This window comes from Paenibacillus physcomitrellae, from assembly GCF_002240225.1.
GTDB lineage: Bacteria > Bacillota > Bacilli > Paenibacillales > Paenibacillaceae > Fontibacillus > Fontibacillus physcomitrellae.
The window spans coordinates 3,392,668-3,418,720 of the sequence record NZ_CP022584.1 but is presented as its reverse complement, the minus strand read 5'-3'; the positions used below and the strand labels follow the sequence as shown (position 1 = coordinate 3,418,720).

Sequence of the window (26,053 nt, the reverse complement as noted above, 5' to 3'; positions counted from 1 at the left end):
CATGAGCGCCTCTTCTCAATTGGCCCGGCTGATCGCCAGCGAACTGGAGCAATCCGCACAGCTGATTGCTGACAGCGCCATTGCAGAGCTGGCCGATAAGGTGCTGGGCGCGGAGCAGGTTTTCCTGGCCGGAGCGGGCCGCTCAGGACTGATGGGCCGGGCCTTCGCCATGCGCCTGATGCATGCGGGGATCCCCGCTTATGTGGTAGGCGAAACGATCACGCCGGGAATTACGGAACGGGATCTGCTCGTTATCGGTTCAGGTTCCGGCGAAACCGCCAGCCTGGTCCAGATGGCGAACAAAGCGAAAACGGCTAAAGCTTCCGTGGCAGTTGTTACGATTAATCCGGCGTCTTCCCTTGGTTCAATCTGCGACCTGGCCGTTAAACTTCCCGGTGCCGTTAAAGACCGGAGCCGGCAGGATCAGATGTCCGAAACCCGGACGGTTCAGCCGATGGGTTCTTTGTTTGAGCAGACGCTGCTGGTCTTCTATGACGCCGTCATCTTGAGAATTATGGAGCAGAAAGGTCTGGAAGGCACTCGTATGTATGGCAACCATGCTAATCTGGAATAAAGCTGTTCATGCCGATCGTAATCCCTAAATTCAACGCCGATGCTGACAGCATTGGCGTTTTTTGCACCGGTTTGATCCACAATGGGAGGTGCCGGCTATTTTTTTACGAAGAACAACAGCTATTCTACATAAGACGACAACTTCTATTATTGAAGGAAATTGGAAGATCGAGTTATACTCTATATAGTTCTTTTTTCATAGGACCGTATTGTTACTTGATGATTCCAACAGACTTTTGTAATAGGAAAGGAGTTTCGCCCTGATCATGCCCATACAGGTTATTGTCGTCGATCCTTATCAGCTAGTTAGAAGAGGCATCACCTCGATTCTGGAAGGAGAACCGAACATTGAAGTATGTGGTGAAGCCGCAGACCGCAAAGAGGCTCTTGAACTGATTAAGAGATTGGATCCTCATATCTGCATTATGAACAACCGGATTAATCAGCAAAGCGGACTTGATGTCATAGACAAGCTGAAATATGAAGGTGCCGACTGCCGTTTTATTTATCTGACTTCAAGCATGAAGCCTTCCGAGATCCAGCAGGCTATTATGCTTGGCGTAGAAGGTATAATTCCTAAGGAAGCTCAGCCTGAAGAACTGCTGTTTGCTGTCGGAATGGTGGGTCGCGGGCGTAAATATTATGATTATGAACTTGTGGAGGCCAAGCTCCTGGAAGGGTTCCAGAAGAACGACAGTCATCTGACCCCTAAAGAGACCGAGGTGCTGCAGATGCTGAGCGAAGGGTTATCCAACAAGGAGATCGCCTCACGCCTCTTTATTACCGATTACACCGTAAAGAAGCACGTCAGTCAGATCTTAGCCAAGCTGGACTTGCCTGACCGTACCAAAGCGGCTTTATATTATCACAATAAAGGACTTCGGGAGAACATCCTCGTTTAAACGAGGCAAGAGCAAGCTCTGCCCTGTAATCCGGAATGAAATGTACACAAAAAGGTCAGTCGGCTTGCCGATCTGACCTTTTTTCCATTGCCCGGGTTATTCCGACATATGTTTAAGCGGTTTGGCTATCGCCGACCAGGGAATCAGCTTCATTAGCGCATAACCCTTGATTTCTTTCTTCTCTATAAGCCCCAGCTCACTGCTTCTGCTGTCCAGGCTTTCCCCTGGTGTCCGGTTATCCCCCATTACGAATACTTCGTTCTCACCGACCAGCACCTCTGGCATGTCATCAGGCACACCTGCGGTGTAAAGCTCCGGAAGCGGCTGACCGTTCTTGTAAACAACGCCGTCCTGAATGGCGACCCGGTCCCCTTCAACGCCGATAACCCTTTTGATTAATTCATAAGACAATTTATGGCTCTTGACCACAACAACATCCCCATAATGGGGGCTCCCCGTATAAACGGACAATCTGTTGATTAATAAAATATCACTGTTGTTAAGGGAGGGCTGCATGGAGTGCCCCGATACCCGGCTCAACCCGATGATGTGTGTGATGAGGAAATAGGCAATTCCCAGGTAGATAATAAATCTTACCCAGCCCCATACCTCCGATTTTTTACTTGTCCGGGCCTGCTCGGGTCCCGTGATGGTTCCGGCAATGCCAGCTGCTCCCTTGTCCATGTGTATCTCCCTTCTTGTCGGTTAATAAAAAAGAAACCCCCGGCCAGAAATTTTAGCGGCTGGCTGGTTCATATTGTCCAGGCGCTGAATTGCCCTATGCCTGGACTGGATTTGAGTCCGGAGCTGGAGATCCGGACGGGTTTACCAGGCCCGATGGGGCCTGTGTCGGGTTCGGTGTAGGGGCAGCCACCGGTGTAGAGGCTGGTTCCGGTGTTCGCGCCGGTTCAAGAGATGCTGAAGGTTCTGCCGGACCAGATGACTCCGTCACCGGAGACGGTGTTGGGGTCGGTTCGGGGGAAGCAGACGGTTCGCCCTGTTCCGATGGTACCGGCGTTGGAGTCGCAGCCAGATCAGGAGAGGAAGAAGGATTCGGCTGTTCCGATGGCACCGGCTGGGAATCTTCACCTTGAGGTTCCTCTGTCGGCTGCGGCGTTTCAGATGGCTCCGGATTGGCAGATGCTTCCGGATCTGCAGACGGTTCCGGCGTCGCTGTAGGCACAGGCGAGGCCGGCGGTTCATAACTCAGCTGCGGCGGCACATAACTCGAGTCCAAATTATTGATAGCCTCAATGGCGCTGTCCACAATCGTTTGCAGTTTGGCAGCCATTTGCGCTTGGTCATCAGCGCTGGAATAGTTTGCATTTGCAATCAGTTGATCCACGTAGTCTTGGATTTGCTGAATACGCTGCTCCTTCTGTTCCTCCGTATAGGTTTGGAGTTCATCAGCCTGTTCATCCAATTTTTGTCGCAATTCTTCCTCCAAGCGAGCTTTCTGCTCTTCAGTTTCGGAATGAATCGCCAGATCCAGATCCGAAATCGCGCTGTCTGCCGTCTGATCGGCCCAAGCCTTGACTTTGCCCTTCAAATCCACATCGGCAAAAGACAAACTTGTGGTTACGGCAATCAAAGCGCTTAGAGAAACAATTCCGATCAAAATCCGTTGTTTGGTTTGTTTGCGACCTGACAGGACCGTTTTGCGTGATCTTTTCATTTTGGCAAGGCCCTCCTTTAAGATAACGTTGATGGGCAGATAGGTAAGATAAAACAAAATAGGTTAATGGGGTAAATCCGGGGCTTCCTCAGGAATGCCCCGGATTGGTTCATTATTTCTTATTAATAGAACCAGCGATAGCGTCCAGTTCGGCGATTGCTGCATCCTGTACTTTATCACCTTCAGCGTCAATATCATCCTTATTCTCTTTAACCAATTGAGCAGCGTAGTCGGAGATCGTTTTTTCAAGCGCTGCAATTTGAGCGTCGATATGAGCGCGGATCGCTTGGTCAGCTACAGCCGATTGTTCATTTACCAATTCCTGAATGTCGTCCTTAGCTGCATTAATCTTAGCCGTCAAATCTGCTGTTGCAGAATCTTTTTTCTGAGTAACTTGTTTGTTGACATCCGTAACGCTTTGTTTGCCTTGTGCATTCAACGTATTCTTCAAATCGTTTTGAGCAGCCTTAGACAATTGGCCTGCCGTGATGTCTACACCGTGGTTTACTGTTTCAGCGAATGTATTGAAATCACCGGCAACGTTAATGTTATCTTTTGCCGTGTTGATTTGTCCGACATAAGCATCTTTATAATCATTGATCGCAGTTTCTGCAGAAGTTGTTTTGGTACCTACTTCATTCTTGATCTCTTGCTTGGAGCTGGTTTTCAAGCTATTGTATTCTCCTGTATATTGACCGACTTTTTTAGCGTAATCGGCAGTAATTCCAGCTTGCACCTGACCTGATGTGCTCACGAACAGACCATGATACCAGCTGCTGAATTGAGCCCCCGCATCAACACCCGCAAATACAGTACTCATACCTGCTACCAAACTAACCCCGATTACACCTACTGCAATTTTGCTTTTCAAAGATTTCAATACCATTTGTCATCTTCTCCTCTTCATTATAATTTGGTTGGATTAATGTTCATCTGGCAAAATCCCAGCCGTCCCCTGCGGGTTTAACAGACCATCCAGTAGATTTCCGGCTGCAAGCTCCAGCTGCTCGTCAGCATGCTGTTTCGCTTGATCCGTATGATCGGCAAATTGTTGTCTGATGCTGCCGCCTTGACCGTGGCTTCCAAGCAGATCGCTTTTCGCTTCGTTGATTTCACGGCTGTAAGCCTCTGTCCGCTGATCAATCTCGCTGTTTAACGTGCTCAGCGATTGACGCTGCCAGTCGCGAATTTGCGATGTTCCCGATTCCCCCTCCGCATTAACGGCTTTAAAGACCGTTTTACCGAGTTTGAGCGGGACCGACTTCACCAGGTTCAATTCTATACGCTGAACGGCCTGCTTATAGCTCTTCTGGTACCAGCTCTGCAGCGAATCGCCAGCTTGTGGGGCTGCATAAGCGATTCCAGCTGTCATTACCACGGTGAGCAATCCCGCCGCGCTTAAGATCTGCAGCTTCCTCAACATCAATTTGCCTGACTCCTCTCTGGTCCAGATTGTCCTTTGCAGTGAGTGGTGCCTTGCTTGTGTACTCAGTATAGCCCGCAGAACCCGGATGGCACTTCCCCCTTCGGTTTACTTCTTATGGAACCCCGCAGTTCCACTTTTAGGTCCACCCCTTAGGCGAAATAAGTTAGCCCTCAAGGAAATCCTCTACGGCTGAAGAGGGCAAATTAGAGATCTATAGGTACCATCTGCTTATCCATAAGTACCAAACCCTTATCCTTATGTACCTTATCCCCGCCCAAGCTGAACTGGATTATCTGAATAAAAAAAAACAAACGCCGACGGGCATGTCGGCGTTTGCTGCAGGTTCTACTACCTGATGTTATACCTGGGTTAGATCATACATCGTATTCCAGCTGATTCTTCGCTCTTGCAATAAACTCTAGCGGTGAGCGGACCGTGTCGGGGTGATATTCGGCGGCCCCAATCCGGAGATTCAATTCTACTTTATATTTGCCTGCAAACTGCTGCTCGTTGAACTCCCGCAGCCGCTGTTTGATCCGCTCTACTACAATCTGGGTGCCTTCCAGATCGGTAAACAGCAGCAGCCCCCAGGTCACATCCTCTTTATCCAGCAGATAAAGAGCGTCATTGGTCCGAATACTGGACTGGCTGATCTGGGAAACGTTATAAATCGCTTCTGTCAGCTGTTCTTCCGGAATAAAACGGCGGATTTCACTCCAGTATTTCACTTTGATGACGAGCAGAGACAACGGGATCTGATAGCGGGTCGACAAGCCGGCAAACACCGCCGTATCCTTGTTAAAGGATAGCGAATTCTTCAGGTCGGTGGTTTCATCCACGGTTACCAGCCGTTCCTGCTGCCGCTTCAGCAGCTCGTTCTCCTCCTGCAGCTCGCGTGCTGAGGAAGTGAACAGCCATACTACTATCGTAAGGACCGGGGCCATGATCATCCAGAAATACGTACTCAGGCCAATCGTCTGGGAAAGGGAAACCGTTTGAATCGTGATATAAATGCCATAGGCGAAAATAAACACCACGTTCAGCACCAAACCAGCGGTTACGTTCGTAAAATACGTCACAATCGCCAGGAAGAAGCAGAGATTCATCAGGATCAGGTCGCTCAAATACTGACTGGGGTCTCCCGCCGTAAAGATCAGGCAAATATTGCACAGTACGATAAACGAAAGGAACGCCAGATCGGAGACCAGGCTATGGTTACGGGTACGCCGCATTATTTGCCACCTCTTCTCTTCGACCGGGTCTGCTGGCGGGAGCGCTGACGGTTCTTCTGCCGGCGGCTGTGCTTGCGGATCAGCAGGATCAGCGACACGATGACCAGACAAGCCACAGTGACAACGGCCGCCATAAAGCCAACAACGTCACTGCGCTGTAAAATGTCCTTGACCAGCGATTCATCCGAACCGCCGGCTTCTTTCTTAAAACGGAAGGCCTGAACGTTGCCGTCCTTATCCGTCAGCACCCCATCGCCATACAGCTTGTATTTATTGGCTTCATTGGCAGCCAGCCGGGAGGCCAGCTCATAATAAGCAGAACTTGCGCCGGTTAAGACCATCATCCCGTTAGCGTCGTTCCATGGAGACGGAACGAGCTGAATCACACCGATCCGTTTGCCGTAGGTTTCGGTAATGCGGATTTTTTCATTGGATGCTATAGCTGTTCCTTCATCGTTGAACTTGAAATACAAATTCTTGTTATAAAGCTGAATGAGCTTGTTATCCCGATAAGTTCCGATCACGATGAGATTGCTGTTCTTGAGCTGATTCTTGTCTGCATTATCATTGAAGAACTCGATCCCCCCGTTATTCCCCTCAGCGTATTTACCGAGCAGACTGAACAGGTTGCCAATCGTGCTGTAGGTGGCCGCATCCGCCTTCTCCGGCAGAACTACGGCTACATGATTAAAGCTGCCATCCCGCAGGAACGGGTAGGGGTAGTTATTAAACAGCATTTCGGTACGGTCCTTGCTGCTTAGCTGCAGGGCGGAATCCTTCGTGATAAACGCCCAGGGCATCTGCCCCCCCGAGCCGGAACAATAAGCATTCTCAAGCTCCAGATCGAAAGCTACCGTAAGTGAAAAATTACCCGCGACATCAATGTTAGATGGAATCGGGAACACGGCCTTGTCACCGCCCGCTAACTCTTCGGACAGCTTTTTACTGCCGATCGGCTTGCCGTTCACGAGGACCGTCATCAGGGAGCGTTCAAAATCAAGATTTTCAGCATAACGGAAGCTGACGCTGACTTTACCTGCACCGGCAATCGACCGGTTGGCAGGCATGGAGATATAGTAGGTCTGCTCCTGATGCCCCGAACCTGTCAGCTGATCCCCCGAATCCGTCAGCGGAACAATCCGGTTAATGTCGACGGGGGGAGTATCTACAGCGGTATCGGCATCCACAACGATTTTATCCGTATCCAATTGGCTCATCAAAGACAGATTCGCCGCCATACGGCCCGCTTTCACAAGCAGCTCCTTGTTGGCAGACGTAACCACCAGTGTAGGCTGATGATCCGGGTGGATCAGCTGGATAACAGCGGAGTTGGACAGCTGGCTGCTCCCAATCTTCGCCTTGATATCGGCTGGCAAATGCTCATACGTGGATACCAGAAGCACCAGAAACTTTCCCTGCAGTTGATCGGACGTATAAGGGATTAACGGGAGCGCTCCGCTGCCCAGGTCACTGCCGCCGGCATACCCGGACAACGCATAGGATGCAGCCTCCAGCTCAGCCGGATCGGCTCCCTCAGGCACAGCAACGGCGCTTCTGCCGCCGCTCGCATTATCAATAGCGGTGAAACGTTTGTTGAACTCCCGGATCTCCGCGGTCATTTCCTTGTTGGTGTGAGTAACGGCAACGCTTGAGGTGCCATAAATATTCAGCCACTGATCTGGCGAAGGTTCCGTGGTACAGACATCATTTTGCGTTTCCTCACGCAGGTATCCCGTGACTTCAAGGACGTTGGAATCTTCCTTGAGCAGGTTGGACGGGACTTGAACGTTCAGCTGCTGTTCCCCTTCTCCCGCCGCAGGACGAAACGAATAAAACGAGGTGCCATTGACAGACAGCGTAACGCTGGATCTCTGGTTCTCGAGGATTTGCGAAACCCGGTAATCCAGCTTGACGGTTGTCTTCTGAACCTTCCAGTAATCCGGAATCGAAAAATAAATCTGTTTGGACACCTTCTCTCCGGAAAGAGAAGCATCGGCTCCAAAGCTGGTGACATAGGTAAGCTCGCTCCCGGCGGCGGCCGCAGAAGCGGCATTGCCGAACGGATAACCTAAACTGATCACCAACAGGAAGAGCAGCAGGGCGGGCCATTTTTTATTCATGAAAAATGCTCCTAATCTTTGTAGTAATTTCTACCGGCTAAAACCGCTCCGTTTTATACCATTTGACCTCTCTCTTGAAGATCAGATCCTTGAAGTAGTTGTACAGCCCGTTCGCCGCAACCAGCATCCAAAGCTGACAATAGGTAATGTACATGAGCATAATGACGCCTACGTTGGAGAAGGACATTTCTCCTTTTTCCGTAGTCAAAGTAACATAGGTACCTACGACAAATAGCAGGATCGCCAGCAGCCACAGGAAGGTGCTGAGACTGGCTAGCGTGGTATGCACATAACCGATCGTGTTCAGGACCAGCAGAATGTCCGACGTCAGCAGCGAAGTGACGAGCAGGAAATAAATCGAAAGGAAATACAAAATATCAAAGCGTACCGTTCGTGCAGACCGGTTGAAGAGCAGCGGCAGATTCTTGACGATAACATAAACATTGCCCTTCGCCCACCTTGTCCGCTGTTTAAACCAGACCTTCAGCGATTGAGGCTCCTGCTCCCAGGTAACCGCCTTGGGCTGAAACTTGATCCGGTAGCCCATCATATAAATCCGGAAGCTGATCTCCGTGTCTTCGGCAATCGCTTTGACATCCCATCCCCCTATACTCTCCACAATGTGGCGGCGCATGATGAAGTTCGTGCCCGGAATCGTGCACAGCTTGAACAGCTGCCATCTTCCCGCCTGCGCCATCCACTGAAAGGATAAGGTCTCGACATTGATGAAGCGGGTAAGCAGATTGACGTCCCGGTTGCGGGTCCTGAATTTGCCGATGACCGCGCCAAGGGAAGCATCATTGACGATTTCGGCTACCAAATAACGCAGCGCCGTCTTCTCCGGCGTATTATCCGCATCATAGATGGCGATCAGCTCGCCTTGGCTTTGCGCGAAACCGATGTTAAGCGCGTTCGACTTGCCTTTTCCGCCCGTTACTTTATCGGTGTTGATGACAATCAGGTTGCGACCCGCATACTTCTGCTGAATACCGGACAGCAGCTCCGCGCTGTTATCGGACGAATTGTCGTTGATCACGATGATTTCATAGCGGTCATGGGGATAATCGAGCGCAAGCAGCGACTCTACCGTTTTGCCAATCACCCGGCCTTCGTTATGAGCCGGAACCATGATCGAAACAAACGGATACTCCCCTTTAAGCGGCGGAATCTCTTCCTTCTCCGTCCTCATATAATAGATATAACCCGCAATGATCAGCATGACGTTCACGAGAAGCAAGGACCAAATGCAAATCACGGCAATGAGCATTAAATAATTGGACCATACCATGGCACATTCTCCTATCTGTTGGCTGCGGGGCTCAGAAGCTTATTTTAGAAATTTCCGTCTGTACAAACGGCGGCCGATCAGCAGCAAACCGCCAAAGACGATCAGCGAGAAAGCGATGATAACCATGAACAAGGTGTTTTGCACCTGGAACAGCCTGCGGAAGCTCGTCTCCGTCTGCTGTACATATTGATAATCCTGACTGACCTGGCTTCCGTTGTAGTTCAGGTTCAGCGGCTCCCCGTTCAGCACCACGGCACCCTGCCGGGATTGCACGGTACTACTCTGCGTCTTCACCTCATGGCTCAGCTGCTTATAATCCGCGAAACTGATCCACGCTGCCTTGAGCTCCTCCACTATCGCTTGAAGCCCTTCAGCCTGATCGGGGAAATCATAAGTAACCGCCGTATTAACCGGCAGCTCCTGCACAGGGTTATCGCCGTAACTTTGCCGCAGGTCCGCCATCGTGACGCTGAACAAAGCCGATCTGAAGGAACGCTGCACCGGGAGCGGCTCCTTGGGGATCACTTTCGCATCCGGGAACAATACCGCCGAATCGAAAAAGCTCAGCCCTTTCACGGTATATTCCCCGTCATGGGACCAATACTGCTCTGCCCCCGCTCCAAGCGGAGCAATGCCGGATTTGACCAGCAGGTCAATGAATCCTTCCATCTCGCTTTGGAGCTCGTCCTTTTGGGCCTGAACGCCATCCATCACCACGGGGACATTCACGAGAATGCTGCCTCCCCGGGCCTGCATATATTTGATCGTCTCCAGATAACGCTGCATCGCCGGATACTCCGTATGGCTGAACACCGGACGGACACTCGCGATGTAAGGGATTCCGGCTTCATATAACTGGTCCGCCATAGCCTTCAGGAGACTTAGATTGGAGAACGGATATATTTCTTTCACAAGCAAATAAGCCCGGCCCGGCCCCTCCTCATGGAACCACCGTTTCATCACTCCGGCCATGACCAGCTCGCTGCCGCCGCCAGTTTCAAAATAAGGCACATAGGCAGTACCGCCGGACTGCAGGCTGTAAGGGAAGGTTCCCTGGGCACTCTGCAGCGTAAGCCTGCCGTAAACCTCTCCCTTACCTGCAGTGATATAAGTCATTTGTTGGACGTTAAACTCCGTATGGAGACCCTCGTCTGTCGTTAAAAGCACCGGTTCCTGACGGATCACGCTTGTGCTTATCCCCAGCTTGCTTCGTTCAGGCTCCGGAAGCTGTCCCCCTATCTGGAGGAAGTCTCCGGTATAGCCCTGCAAATCGTTAAGGAAATCGGATGGCCCCTTCTCCTTCTCCTTATGTTCCGATCCGGCAGGTTCCGCCGCCAGATTCACGACCCGGATCACTTTGCCGAAGCTGCGGAGCTTGCCCGCTTCATAATCATCCAGACTGACCTCTTCGACCTCCGCCCCGTAAGCAGCGGCAAGCCGCTCCAAAGCAGCAATACTGCCCTGCTGCGGAGTCCCTGTCCCGAGACTGTCATAAACAAGCAGAACGGACGGGGATGAAGTTGAACCTGAAGATGAAGCTGTATCTGAGAATGAGGCTGAATTTTTCGAATCCATGGAGGAAGAAATCGTCGCTGGAGCCCGTACGGCAGCTGCCGCTTGCGACTCAACCGGAACGTCCACCGACTGAGCCTGTGCTTGAACTTGAACCCGTGCTTGAGCTTGGACTTGAACCTGTGCTTGGGCCTGTGACTGAGCCTGGGCCGGAATCGCTGGCCAAAGGTCAAACGCAAACAGCAGCGGCAAAAGCATTCCCGACAGCAGCAATCCTGGCAGCAGCAGTCCTGAAAGCAGGGGCAGAAACAGTCCTGACATCTGGTGGCGCAGGCTTAACACTCTCATCTTCACAGCGCTGCCTCCTGTTCTGCGGCAGCGGAATTAGATGCTGCGCGAACTACTGAAGGGGCTTCCGTTTCCGGTTCACTTTCCGGTTCACTTTCCGCCTCCGTAACGGCCGGTTCGAGATGGCTGAACAGACTGCGGCCGATAATATCCGAAACAAGTATGAGCAGGATCAGATCAAAGGATAACGTAAACAGGAATTCATGCTTCGCCAAATCGGCATCTCCCGCCCCTATAATAGAAACAAAAATACCGGACAAACCCATGATCAGGGCGGCAGCTACCAGAATCAGCTTCTGGCCATGCCGGAAATCCCGTTCTTTCAGCGCTTTGACGAAAGCGGACAGGTACAGCCCGATCACCGCTATCCCCCAGAGGACAATAAATCCAAAAGTCTTGGGCATCGCCTTCTCCTTCAGGAAACTGTATAACGAGAAGAAATGGGTATGCGCTCCGGGCGCTGCCCCCGCCGATTGCTCGAAGTTGCCCATCGCCTCCGGCCGGATCGTAAACGCGCCTTTAGCGGCTACGTCCAGGATCGCCCACAGACGTCCCGGATGAAGGACATAATATTTCAAGATGGAGACAAAGCCGTATTTACTGTAAAATTCCCGTTCCAGCATCGGCGAATTGACGTCAATAGTCGAATAAGGCTCGTAATAAATACTGTCCTTAAGCAGCGCATACTGCTCATCGATGCCGAAGGACTGCAGCGTCTCCTCGGGATCAACCGACTGCATCAGCACCCCTCGCGTCATCGCGTGATAAGCATTGATATTGACGAACTCCTTAGAGATCATCGTATAGGTAAGGATGCCCGTCCCCATAAACAGCACCAGCGCGCAGCCCGTCAGCAGCCGGTATATCCGGCTCGTCCGCAGGAATAGCAGCGAGACTCCCATCAGGGCAATAATGATGCCGACCGGAGCATTTTGCTGCTTGGAGGTCGTCAGCAGAATCGCGCTGATGACGAAGATGGAGAGCAGGACATAATCGTTGAATCTTTTTCGGTACATCAGCAGCCAGGAAGCAAACAGAAAGACCGCCATGATCAGCACGATCGATTCACTGTAAAAAGAGTTGAAATACGCGGTATACCCCGTATCCCCGAAGATAAACAGCGCAATCAGCGCAATCAGATATCCTCTGCCCCGCGGAATCCGCCAGGTTAAGGCTTCGATCAGCAGATAAACAGCGGCCGTATACAAAATCACAAAGATCACGGCCTGGAAGCGAAGGTCAAACACCGTGCTGCTGAACACTAGTTTGTTAAACGCCAATGCCAGCTTGATAAACAGCGATTGAGAGGAATTGATCGTAGCCCCGTTCTCGTTGAAGTACTGAAAGATCCCATATTGTTTGACAAAGTAGTCGAAATACTGGCTGTCATAATCGGGGTCGTTAAAATAAATGCCGTTGCTGTACGCCACACGAAAAAAATCTCCGTTATCGGCCATCCCGATATAAGGCGGTATAAACAGGGCAATCACCGTAATCATCAAAACTCCCGCTGCTCCAAATGCGGCAGGCGATATCGTATTCAGCATCCATAAATACGCCCGGCGAAATCCGCCTGGTATAGAGCGCCCGCTAAGCATGATGAATGTCCCCTTTGCTGATTAGTATTGATAGGCGAGCAGCGCCGTCAGATTATCGAAAGAATAGGCCTGACCTGAGGCCGCATCCGCAAATGCCCCTGCCAGAGAACCTTGACCGGCTGGAATTTGATACGCCTGCATCCGGCCTATGCTGGCCTCATAAAGCTCACGGTCCCCGATCGTGGAGCCGATCATCGCCGCTATGGCATAAAGGGCCGTGGACTGGATATCCGTGGCCGGATCGCCTTTGAAGCTGTATTTGCCGTACAACTCGCCGGCTTTAACCTTCTCTTTGATAAAGGCGATGCTGGCCGGGCGCTCCAGGTGAACTTCGGAGAGCGCAAGAATAGTCAGCATCGATTCCACCGTGTTCACGGACTCGGTGAGATAGGCTTTTTTTCTATAATCATAGCGGGTGTGATAAAATGGAAAATCGTCGGAAATATAGCCCCCCGAGGCTATTTCGGCCATTTGGCTGAGCAGCTTCTGTTGATCCGGACTGTCCGGCATCAGCGCCAGCGTTTTGAGGTCAATGTAGCATAAGGTAATGAAGCTGTTCCGTTCACCAGTCTGGTCATCGTAAAAATCAACCATATAACCGTCCTGAACGTTATATTTCAGAAACCGCCGGCTGTAATCGTCCGCCAGGCGGGTGTAATCTTCCCGGTCAAAAGCTTTGCCCGCTTCATACAAGCTGCGGATGATCCGCAGGTCGTCCACCGCCGCATTTACGGGATAACGTTTGTCCGGTTTGGGACTGTAGCGGTAGCTGAAGCCGGTATCCATGTCGAACGTTTGCTTAGCTGTCTGCCAGTCCTCATCAAAGCGCTGCGGCTGGCCGGACAACACGTCATAGCGCAGGAGCAAAGACGCTGATTCGCTGAGCACCTCATGCCCTGCTGCCGATTCACCATCCTGACCGGTCTCGATCAAATTGGTAAAGATTCCGTACGGGCCTTGAAGTTTATTGCGAACGAAGGCGGCAAGGGCCGCCTGCTCACCGGTTCTCCCGCTGTCGCTGTCCTGCCCATAAGCATGCTCCGGCAAAACAGAGATATTGGAGAAGTCCACCTTGTCTGCCGAAGACGAAGGAAGCGGAGAATGGACAGGCTCGGAACGCCGGCAGGAAACCAGAACGACAACCAGAACCATCAGTACTGCCGTAAAAAACACCTTTTTCAGCCGTGTTCACCCTTTCTTGTCTCAACTAAACAAATTAACTTTCTTTCAAACATCCGGACGCTTTTGTCTAAGAAACACAGATTATGTCGATTCTTGTCGCATTAAGTTGATTATACTTGATGTTCTTTCTGTTTAATACCCAGTTTTTTAAAACTTTTCCGAAAAGATACCTAAAGATTTCAAACGGTCTTCAGGTGTCTTTAAGGAAGAGCCGCTATACTGCAAAAGGCTTGGACAAGACAAGCAGCTATTCGTAAGACACAATGGCTATCAAACTATTACCTGAAATGATTACCTGAAATGAAATGAGGCGTTCCTATTGCCTGAAGCACTTCAAGCATCACGATTACATACAACGTTAAAATGGATGTTCGCCTTGTCGCTGGTGATCTGCCTTCTATCCTTAACGGGATATTCATACACACATCACACGGAGGGCGAGCTGAGTGGAACTGGCTGGCAGCAGTCTGGTCCAGGCGGCGGGACGAGCCGTTCGCCAATTCAAAAGGGACAAAGCCCTGGCGGATTTAACCGTATACCCATCGGCCAGAATGGGTTCGGCGAATCCGGCCTTTTCGGCACTCCCTCTGATAGAGGCGGAGAAGGAGACGGGGATGGAGGCGGCGACGTTGGACAGGGAGTCCGCGGAGACAACGGCGGACGCGGATTCGCCCCTGACCAGGCGGGAAGCCCAAGAGGCGGGGGAGCATTCCAGCCAGGCGGCGGTGGACGCGGATTCGGGGAAGGGAGATTCAGCGGCATGAGCGGCGGCTGGATGTCCCCGGTTCCGCTTGCCGAACCGATTGCTCTCGCCGTTTATGCGGTGCTGGCCGCCGTGCTGATAGGGTTTGGCTGGCGGCGGCTGTACAAGACCCGGACCGGCCTTCTGGCCCTGGGCGGCGGCTCGGCTTTGAGGGAGCCCTTAAGCCGCCGCAGTACGATTTGGCTGATGCTCGGCACGGCGCTGCTGCTGCGGATTGCCCTTGTTCCCTGGACAACCGGCTATATCGGGGACATGAATTATTTCCGCAATTGGGCTACCTCGGCCGCGCAGGATTTCTCCGGTTTCTATGTAAACGGATCGGCGGATTATCCGCCTCTGCTGATTTATTTTCTCTATCTCATCGGTAAAGCGGCCTCACTGCCCGGGATGGGAATCTTCTTTAACTCGATGATCAAACTGCCGTCTCTGATTGCCGACGTAGTCACCGGCTATCTGATCTATCGCCTGGCATCCCGGCATGTCTCAACCAGATTGAGCTTCATTCTGGCAGCTCTTTACGCTGCCAGCCCGGCTGTATTGGTCGATTCGGCCTTTTGGGGACAGGTGGACTCCTTCTTCACCCTACTGATCGTCCTGGCCGTGCTGTTGATTACAGAGGGCCGGTTAACCTGGTCCGCTGCCTTGTTTGCCGCGGCGGTAATGATGAAGCCGCAGGGGATTATTTTTACGCCGGTGCTGTTCTTTGAATGGGTACGCCTGCGCAGCATCAAACACGCCGCTGCAGGTATACTGGCTGCGATAGCTGTAGTCCTGCTGCTTATTCTGCCGTTCTCCTCCGGCCAGGACCCGCTTTGGATCGTGAAGCTGTTCCAGCGCACGATTGGGGAATATCCTTACGCCTCCCTCAATGCGGACAATTTCTTCAGCCTGATCGGCGCCAATCACAAGGACAGCAGCTCGACGTTTGTCCTGTTCAGCTATCAAACCTGGGGCTGGATCTTTATCGTGCTGACTACGGCCTATACGTGGCTGATCTACTCGCGAATCCGCAGCCGGGAGGCGGCCTTCCTGGCGGCTCTGTTCCAGATTGCGGGTGTATTTACGTTCTCAACAAGTATGCACGAACGGTATTTATTCCCTGCTGTGGCGCTGGCTTTCTGCTCGTATCTGTATTTCAAGGATAAACGGCTGCTGTGGATAGCCGCCGGCTTCAGCTTTACCGTCTTTGCCAATACATTCTCCGTGCTCTACGGGGCAACAGGCCGGACCGGAACCCCGTCCTACACGTATTCGCTGATGTTCGTTTCCCTGATCAACGTGCTGCTGGTCCTTTGGCTGGCGGTCATCATGTGGCAGCTCGCTTACCGCACCTCGAACAAATAAAACCGCCCCGGGCTATGGAGATTGTGCTCCATAATCCGGGACGGCTGTTTGCCGTTCCTTCGGCCTATTAAAAGTCGCTAAAATTAGATTCTCTCTAGTAAGACTCGTTCTAGTAGGATGCTCCCTAGTAGGACTGGACGATTTTCTGATCGGTATGCCCCTGCAATTTAACCAGTTTCATTATGATCTGTGCCGCCTCTGCTTTGGTTACGATGTGCTGGGGTTCAAAACGTCCGCCGGTTCCCTGGGTTCCCTGCAGCAGACCCAGCTTAACGGCCAGCGTCACCGCCCCTTTGTTCTGGATAGAAGCCGCATCCGCAAATTGGTTGGCTTCGCCGTTTTCATTCAGGTACGCAGTCAATTTGCTGTATTGCAGAATGCCGGCTAGCAAAGCAGCCAGCTTATCGCGCGTCAGCTTGTCGTGGACCGCGACCTGCGACTTGGCATCAATCCAGCCTGCGCCAGATGCATACTGAACGGAAGCGTAATAAACATCTTCCGGTGCTACGCCGGCAATGCTCTTCGGCTTGCCGTCGTCTCCATTATTGGAGCTGCTGATATAAGTTGTCGCGGCATGCGCCATCATATCCAGCCAGTCTCCGACCGTGATTTCAGCCTCAGGATGAAGCAGACCTGCTTCATCTGGTTTAAGCACCTGATAGCGGATCAACGTTTGCAAATCCTGCTCTTCCGGCAGCCCTTTTATATCGGACGGCTCCTGACCCGGTGCCAGCTGGCCTGTAAGCTGAATGCTGGACAGCCATTTTCCGGTTTGAGCGTCCAGAACTAGTTTTATCCTAAAGCGGGATCCATGAAAGTCTAATCACTTACCTCTACCCTCCTCATTTGTCCATGTCCCCGCGTTCTTCCGCCAGCTCCAGCCTATAAACGGCAAATCTCTGCAGAATAAGGGGAGAACACCCATTTATCCGCCGGTCATTTCATAGTAAAATACAAAACAGCAGACGCCCTATGACGCGTTAGGGGGTCTCATTTTGTTTCATACAGGGAGAACAGCTAGAATGAAAACTATTTTATTTATAAATACGGGCGGAACCATATCCTCCACCTATCAGGAGCACGGATTGACTCCGACCCAAAGCGCTGACCATATTCTAGAGCAGATTCCTGAGCTTCGGCAGATCTGCCAGGTTGAAGCTATAGATTTGATGAGCATGGACAGCACTAACACCCAGCCGGAAGACTGGGCCGCCATTGCCTGGCTTGTTCGCAGCTCACTTCAGAAATACGACGGCTTCGTGATTGCCCACGGTACGGATACGATGGCCTACACTTCCTCCGCGCTCAGCTTTATGCTGGGTACGGTCGACAAACCCGTCGTTCTCACGGGTTCGCAGGTATCCATTCTGGCCGAGAATTCCGACTCCAAGAAAAATGTCATCGACTCCTTCATCACGGCCTGCGGCGAACGTCCCGGCGTGTTTGTCGTTTTCAACGGAAAAATCATCAACGGAACCCGGGCCTCCAAAGTCCGGACGCGGAGCTACAACGCTTTTGAAAGCATCAACTACCCTTACATCGGCACGGTTGTAAACGGACAGCTGATTTATAATGAAGATTTGCCCGAGCGGAAGCTTGTCCAATATCCTTACAACGATAACTACTGCTCGGAGGTCTTTCTACTGCGGCTGATCCCGGGGACCAATCCGCATATCTTTGATGCGATCCGCTCTCTCGGTTATAAAGGGATTGTGATTGAGGGGTTTGGCCTGGGGGGAGTTCCCTTCAAGGAACGCAGTCTGATCAACAAAATCGAGGAACTGATGCGCGGCGGCATGACCATTGTAGTGACCACGCAGTGCCCTTACGAGGGCGGGGACTTAACGATTTATGAAGTGGGTCAGCGTGTGCTGGAGAAGGGCGTGATCCCGGGGTACGATATGACCACCGAGGCGCTTGTCACCAAAATGATGTGGGCGCTTGGCCAAACACAGAATCCGGCAGAAGTTGCGAAGATCATGGACACCAATTATGCCGAGGAATTCAGTAAGCCGGGGACGCTTTAAGTCGGCCCTTGAGACCGGCTTGCAGGGGATCTCCTCCTTCAGCAAGCTGTTCAAACAGCGGACCGGTTATTCGCCCGGTGAATTTAGAAGGATGTATTCTGCAAATTAGACAACTGCATTCCCTAAACAGGGGATTTTGGATAAACGGATGAGGCCGGGATATGCTAGGATGAACCTAGCATAAGTAACATAAGCCAAAGACAACAAAACGAAAAAACGATAAGCCGGAAGGAGCCGCCTATGTCCTCATCTCTTATTCAAGGTATCAGCCAAGTCAGCGTTACCGTCAACAATATCCCTCAAGCTTTGGCCTTCTATGGTGAAGTGCTCGGTCTGCCGCTGCTGTTTAGCAGCGATTCGATGGCGCTTGTGGAATGCGGAAGCGTCCGTCTGATTCTAAGCGTGCCGGAACGGCCGGAGTTCGACCATCCGGGGTCCGTCCTTTATTTCAGTGTGGGGAATATACACGACGCTTACCAAGAATTCCTTCGCAAAGGGGTTGAATTCCGGGACGAACCCCATGTGATTACCGAGATGCAGGGGGTCCGGACCTGGATGGTCTTCTTCTATGATCCCGACCGTAATCTCCATGCGTTAACCAGTGAGGAAAACATAGGGGAGTGAGCCCCGGTCAGGCACCGGGAATTACAAATGAGGGTCAGGAACCTGTTTCCTGACCCTTAACCTCAGGTCCTTTTCACCCGGTCCGGTCCTTCCGTTTCCCGGTTTGGTTTGGTCGTATATTGCTTGGGAGCAGGCAAAATCGGATGCTCATGTTCGCGGGTATCCTCGTAGACCGTTTCCGGATTCCCGTCCGTCTCTATGTTCTTGCGGTGATTCGGCATTCCACTCATCCCTCCTTTGTTCTTCCATAGGCTCCCCTGATCTTCGTTTTTGATTCGAAAAATAACCGGCGCAGGGACTCCATTCCCGTGTCCATCCCATCGTATACGCCCATAAAAAAATGCCCGGGGGCTCCGGACATCCTGACGAATTCGTGTCTCTTCCTGACTTCCTAACCTTTACAGGCCTTGCTTAATCTCAAGCAGTTCATATTTAATAATTCCGATTGGAGCTTCTACTTCAACGGCATCTCCAACCTTATGTCCGAGCAGCGCTTTGCCCAAAGGGCTTTCATAAGAGATTTTGTTGCCGGCTACATCCGCCTCAGCAGGGCCGACGATCTGATATTCGATCCGCTCATCAAATTCGAGGTCATTCAGAACAGCAATAGAGCCGATAGCTACCACTTCAGTGCCCTGAATCTCCACCACTTTAGCTTTGCGGAGAATGTTCGTAATGGTCAAAATGCGGGTCTCCATAAAAGCCTGGTCGTCTTTGGCCGAGTGGTATTCGCTGTTCTCCTTCAAGTCTCCGTAACTGAGCGCAATTTTGATCCGTTCCGCAAGTTCCCTGCGCCCGGCTGTTTTGAGCTCTTCAAGCTCCTGCTCCAGTTTGGCAACACCATCGGGGGTTAAAATGATTTCGTCTTCATTCGGCATGTTTTACGATCTCCTAGCTTTTGTGTATTTGGCCATTCTTATTTCTCTAACTAATTATATGCATATTATACCATTTCAGGACAGGTTGTACTCGCTTTATTCCTAATTCCCCCATTAACCTGCCTGCCTCATACCGCCGGTTATGTGCCGCCTCGCCTCAATTGATATTTGACTGCGGGAGCGTGCCGGTCTTAGTATGGCTGTTAGGAGGTGCTTTTACATTGAATATTTGGTTAGGATTAGGCGGCATTGTGATGCTCCTCGCCGTCGCGCTCGGCGCATTTGGCGCCCATGCCTTAAAGAATAAATTATCGGAAGAACAGATGAAGACGTATCAAACAGGCATCCAATACCAAATAGCCCATGGCTTGGGTTTGCTCTTCCTTGGCACAGCCGGAAAACAGCTTACGCATGACTCACTGATCCTCTGGGCGGGATGGCTGATGATCGGCGGGATTCTTCTGTTCTCGGGAAGCTTGTATGCGCTAAGCTTGAGCGGCGTACGCAAGCTGGGGGCAATCACGCCGATTGGCGGAGTGCTTTTTCTGGCGGCTTGGATTCTGGTTGTTATTGCGGCTACACAGGGTTAGCTGGTGGAGCGGCCGTATCCGGCGGCCCAATCAAAGAATCCGCCCTGAAACGGGCGGATTCTTTGAAACTTCTATTCGGTATCTACAGCTAAGCAGCCAAAGACCAGTCGGCCCTTACTCCTCTTCCGGCAGATGCTCCTTGCAGAACTGCTCCAGCTCGGCTTCCTCTTCATCCTCAAGATCAAACTCCAGAATTTTGTCCGTACCGCGCTCCACCAGATCGTAACTCACGACCCGGACTTCGCCGTTATCATCTTTCACAATAACTCGGGCATAGACACCGTTCACGGTATAGAGATCGTCATCCTCTGGAATCTCCAGATTGATTCGGAATTCATATCTTTTGCCGGTCAAAATGCCAAACGGGTCTTTGACATATTCCGCTGTATAATCTTCTACATTCAGCATACGATTAGACATCCTCTTTTCTCAGTAAAATTCGTCCTTTATTCTACCACACTCAGTCTCCAGACCGATATGTTTTACACTCCAGGGAATGAAGACAACTACCTATACCCATGTTATGCTGAGAGCAGCTAATAACACGTTAAGGAGTGAATCCTTTTGAAAGTTGACCGCATTGCCTTCCTGGGCCCGATTCTGGTGCTGCTGGGCATCTTCATGCTCATTAAAGGGGAGATCCATTGGACGACCGGCTCCACCTTTACTTATTTCTGGCCTACGTTGTTCATTTTTCCTGTTGCCGTATTTTTTCACTGGCTGTACTTCTCTATTCTTCAGCGCCGCGGAGTCGGCGTACTCGTGCCGGGCGGTGTCCTGCTGGTCGTGGCCCTTGTCTGTCAGATCGCGATGCTGTTTAACAGCTGGGACATGATGTGGCCGGGATTCCTGCTGGCTCCCGCAGCCGGTTTGTTTGAGCTGTATTGGTTCGGCAACCGCAACAAATGGCTGCTGATCCCGATTAACATCCTGACCGTATTGGCCGTACTGTTCTTCGCCGTGTTCTCGATCGGTTCCCTGCTGGGAAGCCTGGCCGGCGGTCAACCGATCATCGCAGCCGTCCTCGTTATTGCCGGGTGTCTGATGATGTTCTTCCGTAAGAGCAAAACGATGTAATGGGTTCGGTAAAAAAATGAAGAGCCCTTTAAGCCGCAAAGCTTAAAGGGCTCCATGTGTGAACCGCCAGCCGGCTTGCCCGGTAGGCGGTTTATTTTTGTGGGACGGGTAATACGCTGCCGCTCTTACGCCCCTTTGATCTGCTTGCTCCGCAGCTGGCCGCAGGCGGCATCGATGTCGGTGCCATGCTCCAGACGGACGCTGACGTTCACGCCTTGTTTCTTCAGTTCGTCGTAGAAGTCCAGAATGACTTCCCGTTCGCTGCGCTGGTATTGGCTGTGCTCATCGACCGGGTTGTACGGGATCAGGTTGACCGTTACCTGCTGCTTGCGGTCCTTGATCAGCTCGGCCAGCTCAGCCGCATGCTCGCGGCGGTCGTTGACGTCACGCAGCAAAATATACTCCAGCGTCACCTTCCGGTTGCTCCGCTCACAGTAGTAATCCATCGCTTCAAGCACCTTCTCGATCGGGATCGCTTTGTTGATCTTCATGATCCGCGTCCGCAGCTCGTTATTCGGCGCATGCAGCGAAATCGCCAGGTTGACCTGCAGGTCGGAATCGGCGAATTCCTTGATTTTTCCGGCCAGGCCGCTTGTCGATACGGTGATGCTTCTTGGCCCGATGGCAAGGCCTTTTGCGTCCTTGATCGTCCGGATAAAGCTGCTCATATGCTCGAAATTATCAAATGGCTCGCCGATGCCCATAACGACGACATGGCTGACCCGCTCGCGTTTGCCGATCCGGTCCAGGTGCAGCTGCACCTTCATGATCTGTTCCGTAATTTCACCGGAGGTCAGGTCACGGCTTTTGGCCAGCAGGCCGCTGGCGCAGAAGCTGCAGCCGATGTTGCAGCCGACCTGCGTGGTGACGCAGACGGACAAGCCGTATTTCTGCCGCATCAGAACGGTTTCGATCAGGTTGCCATCCTGCAGCTTGAACAGGAATTTGATCGTGCCGTCCACCGACTCCTGGCGGGTGTGCTCTTCCATCGTCTCCAGCACGAAATGCTCTTTCAGCAGCTCTACAACAGCAGCGTTGGCTCCGGTCATCGCTTCAAAAGAAGTGACGCGCTCGCGGTACAGGGCTTCCCAGACCGGAATCGCTCTCGATCTCTTGTGGCCGTGCTCCTCCAGCCAAACCGACAGCTGCTCCAGCGTAAGTCCGTAAAGGATTGGTTTGTTCATGGTTGGTTCCTCTTTCCTCTTTCCGATCTATAGAAATTTTCGTATTTTCGCATTTATCAGGTTTATCGCACCAAACCTGAATTCACTATTGGCGTATAACCCTATCATTGTCCCAAATTTTGCGTCATAGCACAAGGGGAATGATTGGCACGGGACAAGGAATTGGGATCAGGAAGCAAGAAATCAGGGACAAAGAGCAGGCAAACATGAAAGCATATATAAAGGCAAATATAAAGGTAAATATAAAACCCCCGGACATAACGGGAAAACCGTTTGCCGGGGGCGGTTAAACCTTCCAAAGATTATGCGTGAACGCTGCTGCTGTCCAGCACCCTGCGAATTTCACCTTCGATGCTCTCCGGTGTGTCCTTCGGGCCAAAACGCTTCAGCACCCGGCCGTCACGATCCACCAGAAATTTGGTGAAATTCCACTTGATCGCCCTTGAGCCAAATACGCCGCGGGCTTCACTCGTCAAGAGGCGGAACAGCGGATGGGCCGTCTTCCCGTTGACGTCGATTTTGGCGAACAGCGGGAAGTTAACGCCAAAGTTGATCTCACAGGCTTCCGCCACTTCCTCGTTCGACTCGAGCTCCTGATTGGCAAACTGGCCCGATGGGAATCCGAGCACAGCAAATCCCCGATCCTTGTACTGGTCGTGCAGCTTCTGGAGACCTTTGAACTGCGGTGCAAAACCGCATTTGGTCGCCGTGTTGACGATCAGCAGCACCTGGTCGCGGTAGGGCGAAAGGTTGCCGATCTTCCCTTGAATCGTCTCCACTTCAATATCGTAGATGGACATATGGACTGCCTCCTTCTGGATAAATAATCGTCTATATCAATCCGAAGCAATTCTTGTTGTTCGATAAGGATAGTATAATCCTTTTGAGGAAGAACAAAAAGAACCGCTTGGCAGTAAGCTGCTTTCACCCGGACATCCGAGACAGAAACGGACTTTAGCGCTTGGAGACAGCAGTAAACCCCGCCCGGCAGAAGAAGCTCTGCCAAGCGAGGTCATCCTTACATGGGCCTTATCGGCCCCGTACCGGGTACGGCTCAGAACCAGCCTGCCGTTCTGACCGTTCTAACTAAATCAGAAACATCGCCACTACCGTCGTGACGGCGAGGCCGATCAGCACCGGCTTCAGGTTGCGCCGGGCCAGTTCAAACGGGCTGACGCCGCAGATGGCGGCCGCCGGGATGAGCGCCCACGGAATCAGCGTACCGCCGCCGACCCAGATGGCAGCGACCTGCCCGAGGGCGGTCAGCGTAGCGGCTCCGGAACCAATCGCCGTCGCAAATAGATGGGCGATCGAACCGGCGAGCGAGATGCCCGAGAAACCCGAGCCGTCCAGGCCGGTAATCGCGCCGGTGACCGTCAGCGTTATGGCCGAGGCAGCGCTATTCAGCGGCACTTCATGCGCCAGGGCTACGCCAAGGTCATTGACGATCCCCTGCGACCCCTGCGGCAGCACATTGCCGAACATTTCCGTGAACGCCGAATCGCCCAGATAGAAGAATGCCGCGATCGGAATGACCGGTCCAAACACTTTAAAGCCAAACACAAAACCGTCGATCAAATAAGATGTCATCTGCTCGAGCCCTTTGTTCCGGTGGGCAAACAACGTCACCGCAAGCAGAATCAGGATGGCGGTTCCTCCAACAAGGGCCGTAGCGTCTCCGCCCTGCAGATGCAGCACAAACATCGCGATCACATCGATGGCGAACAAAACCGGGATGACGATAGCCAGCACCCTCTTGGCTGCCGGATGGATAACGGCAGGCGCTTGATCCGGGCTGTCCGCAGATGCCAAAGCGCCGGTGCCGCTTCTTCCCGTAACCAAGCCGTCGCGGAATGTTCCCTTTTTCAGGTCTCGCCGCATCATCCAGTAAGCCGTGATGGTGGTGACCAGGCCCATGACCACTACAAGCGGCACGCTGGCTTCCATCACGCTGGAAACCGGAAGACCTGCCGCATCCGCGGTAAGCTTGGGAGCTCCCTGAATAATGTAGTCACCCGATAAGGCTATGCCATGGCCAAACAGGTTCATCGCTACCGCCGCGCCAAGCGCCGGCAGGCCAACCCGCATCGCCACCGGAAGCAGCACCGCCCCGATCAGGGCCACCGCCGGTGACGGCCAGAAGAAGAACGACGTAATCATCATGATGATTCCTATACCCCAGTAAGCCAGCGCAGGTGTACGAAGAAACCGGGTCAGCGGAGCCACCATCGTTTCATTAATGCCGGTGACAATCAGCACCCGGCTCATCGCGACAATAATGGAGATAATCATAATCGTCTCCATCAGTTCCTTGGTCGCATAAATAAAAGAATTAAATACACCCGAAACCGAGCCGCCTAAGGTCTCAGTAGCTATAAGACCCAACGTAAAGATCCCGGCCACGCAAATCATGGTCGTATCGCGCCGCCGAATCAGCAGCGCCATAATCAGCACAATAAAGGCCAGATATACCCAGTGGAGGGCCGTCAAATGAATACCCACTGCTGTCACACCCCTTCGCTTCCGCCTGAACCTCTAACAACAAGTCCGGTGGTTATATGTATGCAGAGGGATAGGCATGGGTTCGAGCGGAGCCTGGAAACGCCAAAAACCGCCCTTTGCAGGACGGTTCCCGTCTCAGTTGCCGCTGCCAAGAGGGGGACTCACAGCGATTAACCAAGCAAATGAATGATGCAGCTCTATATAGCTTATGCTTTAGGAAGGTATTGGTTTACAATTATTACCTTTTTATTTTTAGAGGCCCATCCCGATCTCTCCGCGAAGTCCCCTTTCGTATTGAATCATCTCTTTAAGCCCGTCCAGCATCGAATAGGCAGGTTCCCAGCGCAGCACACCCAGAGCCCGGCGGTTGTCCAGCAGGCTGTCCTGAATATCTCCCGGCTTGAACGGGCGGAATTCCGGTTCCAGCCCTCCTTTGCCGCAAATCTCGCTGATCAGACGGAACAGCTCATTTACGGAAAACGGACGGCCGCTGCCAACGTTCAGCGTTTCCCTCTCACCCAGAAAGAGAGCGGCAGCGTTTGCGGCAGCCACATCTTTGACATAGATGAAATCCCTTGTCTGCTCCCCGTTCCCATTGATCCAGGGCCGATCGCCCTCTAATATCCGCTTCACGAAAGAAGCAACAACGCTGCATTCCCCTTTGGAATTCTGCCGCATCCCATACACGTTGGCATACCGCAGAATCACATAATTCAATCCGTACCTTTCCGCAAACATCTGTATGTACGACTCCGCTGTCTTTTTGGATGCCCCATAAAAAGACAGCGGCTCGGCCGGCGTACCCTCCGAAATCGGCAGGTGACTCGCATTGCCGTAAACGGCGGCCGAGGAAGCAAACACAAACTTGGCTACGTTGTAATCTACGCACTGCTTGAGCAGATTCACGGTGCCAACGATATTGTGCCTCGCATCGAGGGACGGAAACTCCAGAGAACGCTGTACACTGACCTGCGCGGCCAGATGAATGACAGCTTCAGGTTTCTCTGCGGCAAAGACGGAGGCCAGGTTCTCGGAACCGACATCCAGCGGATAAAATGCGACTCTCGGCCCGGAGTAAGTACGTGTTCCCTGCTCCAGATCATCCACAACAACGACTTCGTGCCCCTGCCTTAGCAGCAGTTCAACCGTATGCAAGCCGATAAATCCGGCCCCACCGGTAACAACGATCTTCATAGTATCCGACTCTC

25 protein-coding genes are annotated in these 26,053 nt (G+C 52.2%); 7 read left to right on the top strand and 18 right to left on the bottom strand.

All coding sequences use genetic code 11. From position 1 onward, the window contains the following. The first annotated feature begins 1 nt into the window (after position 1). Both hxlB and CBE73_RS15445 read left to right on the top strand, forming a co-directional pair. Positions 2 to 574, top strand: a complete 573-nt coding sequence (gene hxlB / locus CBE73_RS15450) for a 6-phospho-3-hexuloisomerase (RefSeq protein ID WP_094094974.1) — start codon at positions 2 to 4, stop codon at positions 572 to 574. A gap of 265 nt (positions 575 to 839) precedes the next feature. Continuing rightward, a complete protein-coding gene (locus CBE73_RS15445) occupies positions 840 to 1,475 on the top strand; it encodes a response regulator transcription factor (RefSeq protein WP_229752598.1) in 636 nt (211 codons plus the stop codon). 96 nt (positions 1,476 to 1,571) lie between these two features. Here CBE73_RS15445 and lepB read toward each other — a convergent pair whose 3' ends face one another. The 10 genes from lepB to CBE73_RS15395 all read right to left on the bottom strand — a co-directional run bounded on the left by lepB (position 1,572) and on the right by CBE73_RS15395 (position 13,847). Then, positions 1,572 to 2,159, bottom strand: a complete 588-nt coding sequence (lepB, locus tag CBE73_RS15440; protein WP_094094973.1) for a signal peptidase I — start codon at positions 2,157 to 2,159, stop codon at positions 1,572 to 1,574. A gap of 94 nt (positions 2,160 to 2,253) precedes the next feature. Next, the gene (locus tag CBE73_RS15435) at positions 2,254 to 3,150 is read right to left on the bottom strand and encodes a hypothetical protein (RefSeq protein WP_094094972.1); all 897 of its coding nucleotides are present in this window, start codon (positions 3,148 to 3,150) and stop codon (positions 2,254 to 2,256) included. A gap of 112 nt (positions 3,151 to 3,262) precedes the next feature. Beyond that, a complete protein-coding gene (locus CBE73_RS15430; RefSeq protein WP_094094971.1) occupies positions 3,263 to 4,036 on the bottom strand; it encodes a hypothetical protein in 774 nt (257 codons plus the stop codon). A 36-nt stretch (positions 4,037 to 4,072) separates the two neighbouring features. Next, the gene (locus CBE73_RS15425; protein ID WP_157739595.1) at positions 4,073 to 4,576 is read right to left on the bottom strand and encodes a hypothetical protein; all 504 of its coding nucleotides are present in this window, start codon (positions 4,574 to 4,576) and stop codon (positions 4,073 to 4,075) included. Positions 4,577 to 4,950: 374 nt separating this feature from the next. Continuing rightward, positions 4,951 to 5,808, bottom strand: a complete 858-nt coding sequence (locus CBE73_RS15420) for a diguanylate cyclase domain-containing protein (RefSeq protein ID WP_094094969.1) — start codon at positions 5,806 to 5,808, stop codon at positions 4,951 to 4,953. Next, a complete protein-coding gene (locus tag CBE73_RS15415) occupies positions 5,808 to 7,928 on the bottom strand; it encodes a cellulose biosynthesis cyclic di-GMP-binding regulatory protein BcsB (RefSeq protein ID WP_094094968.1) in 2,121 nt (706 codons plus the stop codon). The genes CBE73_RS15420 and CBE73_RS15415 overlap by 1 nt, the downstream gene beginning before the upstream one ends. Positions 7,929 to 7,965: 37 nt before the next feature. Further along, on the bottom strand, positions 7,966 to 9,216 hold the full coding sequence (locus CBE73_RS15410; RefSeq protein WP_094094967.1) for a glycosyltransferase family 2 protein: 1,251 nt from the start codon (positions 9,214 to 9,216) through the stop codon (positions 7,966 to 7,968). Between the two features lie 39 nt (positions 9,217 to 9,255). Next, positions 9,256 to 11,082, bottom strand: coding sequence for a DUF2334 domain-containing protein (locus tag CBE73_RS15405; RefSeq protein WP_157739593.1), 1,827 nt, complete (start codon positions 11,080 to 11,082; stop codon positions 9,256 to 9,258). Next, positions 11,079 to 12,674: a glycan biosynthesis hexose transferase WsfD gene (gene wsfD, locus CBE73_RS15400; RefSeq protein WP_174704746.1), complete on the bottom strand. Its 1,596-nt coding sequence runs from the start codon at positions 12,672 to 12,674 to the stop codon at positions 11,079 to 11,081. The genes CBE73_RS15405 and wsfD overlap by 4 nt, the downstream gene beginning before the upstream one ends. 21 nt (positions 12,675 to 12,695) lie before the next feature. Next, positions 12,696 to 13,847, bottom strand: coding sequence for a hypothetical protein (locus CBE73_RS15395; protein ID WP_229752599.1), 1,152 nt, complete (start codon positions 13,845 to 13,847; stop codon positions 12,696 to 12,698). Between the two features lie 328 nt (positions 13,848 to 14,175). On the opposite strand from CBE73_RS15395, the gene CBE73_RS15390 reads away from it, so the two are divergent. Beyond that, entirely contained in the window at positions 14,176 to 15,963 is a 1,788-nt protein-coding gene (locus tag CBE73_RS15390; RefSeq protein ID WP_094094965.1) for a glycosyltransferase 87 family protein, read from the top strand. 124 nt (positions 15,964 to 16,087) lie between these two features. On the opposite strand, the gene CBE73_RS15385 is transcribed toward CBE73_RS15390, so the two are convergent. After that, on the bottom strand, positions 16,088 to 16,642 hold the full coding sequence (locus CBE73_RS15385) for an S-layer homology domain-containing protein (protein ID WP_094094964.1): 555 nt from the start codon (positions 16,640 to 16,642) through the stop codon (positions 16,088 to 16,090). A gap of 343 nt (positions 16,643 to 16,985) precedes the next feature. Here CBE73_RS15385 and CBE73_RS15380 point away from each other — a divergent pair, with 343 nt between their 5' ends. Both CBE73_RS15380 and CBE73_RS15375 read left to right on the top strand, forming a co-directional pair. Continuing rightward, on the top strand, positions 16,986 to 17,990 hold the full coding sequence (locus tag CBE73_RS15380) for an asparaginase (RefSeq protein WP_094094963.1): 1,005 nt from the start codon (positions 16,986 to 16,988) through the stop codon (positions 17,988 to 17,990). Positions 17,991 to 18,230: 240 nt separating this feature from the next. Further along, positions 18,231 to 18,614 carry a VOC family protein gene (locus tag CBE73_RS15375; protein ID WP_094094962.1) on the top strand — a complete coding sequence of 128 codons (384 nt, stop codon included), beginning with the start codon at positions 18,231 to 18,233 and terminating at the stop codon, positions 18,612 to 18,614. A 62-nt stretch (positions 18,615 to 18,676) separates the two neighbouring features. Here CBE73_RS15375 and CBE73_RS21970 read toward each other — a convergent pair whose 3' ends face one another. Both CBE73_RS21970 and greA read right to left on the bottom strand, forming a co-directional pair. Further along, the gene (locus tag CBE73_RS21970; RefSeq protein ID WP_157739591.1) at positions 18,677 to 18,835 is read right to left on the bottom strand and encodes a hypothetical protein; all 159 of its coding nucleotides are present in this window, start codon (positions 18,833 to 18,835) and stop codon (positions 18,677 to 18,679) included. 177 nt (positions 18,836 to 19,012) lie between these two features. Then, a complete protein-coding gene (gene greA, locus CBE73_RS15370; protein ID WP_094094961.1) occupies positions 19,013 to 19,492 on the bottom strand; it encodes a transcription elongation factor GreA in 480 nt (159 codons plus the stop codon). A 221-nt stretch (positions 19,493 to 19,713) separates the two neighbouring features. Here greA and CBE73_RS15365 point away from each other — a divergent pair, with 221 nt between their 5' ends. After that, positions 19,714 to 20,082 (top strand): DUF423 domain-containing protein, encoded by a 369-nt coding sequence (locus CBE73_RS15365; RefSeq protein WP_094094960.1) that lies wholly within the window; start codon positions 19,714 to 19,716, stop codon positions 20,080 to 20,082. Between the two features lie 114 nt (positions 20,083 to 20,196). On the opposite strand, the gene CBE73_RS15360 is transcribed toward CBE73_RS15365, so the two are convergent. Further along, complete coding sequence (locus CBE73_RS15360; protein ID WP_425320411.1) at positions 20,197 to 20,502, bottom strand: DUF6509 family protein; 306 nt, start codon at positions 20,500 to 20,502, stop codon at positions 20,197 to 20,199. Between the two features lie 144 nt (positions 20,503 to 20,646). On the opposite strand from CBE73_RS15360, the gene CBE73_RS15355 reads away from it, so the two are divergent. Next, positions 20,647 to 21,159, top strand: a complete 513-nt coding sequence (locus CBE73_RS15355) for a hypothetical protein (protein ID WP_229752600.1) — start codon at positions 20,647 to 20,649, stop codon at positions 21,157 to 21,159. Positions 21,160 to 21,284: 125 nt separating this feature from the next. Here CBE73_RS15355 and rlmN read toward each other — a convergent pair whose 3' ends face one another. The 4 genes from rlmN to CBE73_RS15335 form a co-directional block, all read right to left on the bottom strand. Then, a complete protein-coding gene (gene rlmN, locus CBE73_RS15350) occupies positions 21,285 to 22,343 on the bottom strand; it encodes a dual-specificity RNA methyltransferase RlmN (RefSeq protein WP_094094958.1) in 1,059 nt (352 codons plus the stop codon). Positions 22,344 to 22,645: 302 nt separating this feature from the next. Then, positions 22,646 to 23,143: a glutathione peroxidase gene (locus CBE73_RS15345; protein ID WP_094094957.1), complete on the bottom strand. Its 498-nt coding sequence runs from the start codon at positions 23,141 to 23,143 to the stop codon at positions 22,646 to 22,648. 286 nt (positions 23,144 to 23,429) lie between these two features. Beyond that, positions 23,430 to 24,845 (bottom strand): hypothetical protein, encoded by a 1,416-nt coding sequence (locus CBE73_RS15340; RefSeq protein ID WP_094094956.1) that lies wholly within the window; start codon positions 24,843 to 24,845, stop codon positions 23,430 to 23,432. A gap of 252 nt (positions 24,846 to 25,097) precedes the next feature. After that, positions 25,098 to 26,039 carry an NAD-dependent epimerase/dehydratase family protein gene (locus CBE73_RS15335; RefSeq protein ID WP_094094955.1) on the bottom strand — a complete coding sequence of 314 codons (942 nt, stop codon included), beginning with the start codon at positions 26,037 to 26,039 and terminating at the stop codon, positions 25,098 to 25,100. Positions 26,040 to 26,053 lie beyond the last annotated feature (14 nt).

What these genes read in the sequence shown, in the direction of transcription:
- hxlB (WP_094094974.1), top strand. Translation starts at nt 2, where the DNA reads ATGAGCGCCTCTTCTCAATTGGCCCGGCTGATCGCCAGCGAACTGGAG.
- CBE73_RS15445 (WP_229752598.1), top strand. Translation starts at nt 840, where the DNA reads ATGCCCATACAGGTTATTGTCGTCGATCCTTATCAGCTAGTTAGAAGA.
- lepB (WP_094094973.1), bottom strand. Translation starts at nt 2,159, where the DNA reads ATGGACAAGGGAGCAGCTGGCATTGCCGGAACCATCACGGGACCCGAG.
- CBE73_RS15435 (WP_094094972.1), bottom strand. Translation starts at nt 3,150, where the DNA reads ATGAAAAGATCACGCAAAACGGTCCTGTCAGGTCGCAAACAAACCAAA.
- CBE73_RS15430 (WP_094094971.1), bottom strand. Translation starts at nt 4,036, where the DNA reads ATGGTATTGAAATCTTTGAAAAGCAAAATTGCAGTAGGTGTAATCGGG.
- CBE73_RS15420 (WP_094094969.1), bottom strand. Translation starts at nt 5,808, where the DNA reads ATGCGGCGTACCCGTAACCATAGCCTGGTCTCCGATCTGGCGTTCCTT.
- CBE73_RS15415 (WP_094094968.1), bottom strand. Translation starts at nt 7,928, where the DNA reads ATGAATAAAAAATGGCCCGCCCTGCTGCTCTTCCTGTTGGTGATCAGT.
- CBE73_RS15410 (WP_094094967.1), bottom strand. Translation starts at nt 9,216, where the DNA reads ATGGTATGGTCCAATTATTTAATGCTCATTGCCGTGATTTGCATTTGG.
- wsfD (WP_174704746.1), bottom strand. Translation starts at nt 12,674, where the DNA reads ATGCTTAGCGGGCGCTCTATACCAGGCGGATTTCGCCGGGCGTATTTA.
- CBE73_RS15380 (WP_094094963.1), top strand. Translation starts at nt 16,986, where the DNA reads ATGAAAACTATTTTATTTATAAATACGGGCGGAACCATATCCTCCACC.
- CBE73_RS15375 (WP_094094962.1), top strand. Translation starts at nt 18,231, where the DNA reads ATGTCCTCATCTCTTATTCAAGGTATCAGCCAAGTCAGCGTTACCGTC.
- CBE73_RS21970 (WP_157739591.1), bottom strand. Translation starts at nt 18,835, where the DNA reads ATGCCGAATCACCGCAAGAACATAGAGACGGACGGGAATCCGGAAACG.
- greA (WP_094094961.1), bottom strand. Translation starts at nt 19,492, where the DNA reads ATGCCGAATGAAGACGAAATCATTTTAACCCCCGATGGTGTTGCCAAA.
- CBE73_RS15360 (WP_425320411.1), bottom strand. Translation starts at nt 20,502, where the DNA reads ATGTCTAATCGTATGCTGAATGTAGAAGATTATACAGCGGAATATGTC.
- rlmN (WP_094094958.1), bottom strand. Translation starts at nt 22,343, where the DNA reads ATGAACAAACCAATCCTTTACGGACTTACGCTGGAGCAGCTGTCGGTT.
- CBE73_RS15345 (WP_094094957.1), bottom strand. Translation starts at nt 23,143, where the DNA reads ATGTCCATCTACGATATTGAAGTGGAGACGATTCAAGGGAAGATCGGC.
- CBE73_RS15335 (WP_094094955.1), bottom strand. Translation starts at nt 26,039, where the DNA reads ATGAAGATCGTTGTTACCGGTGGGGCCGGATTTATCGGCTTGCATACG.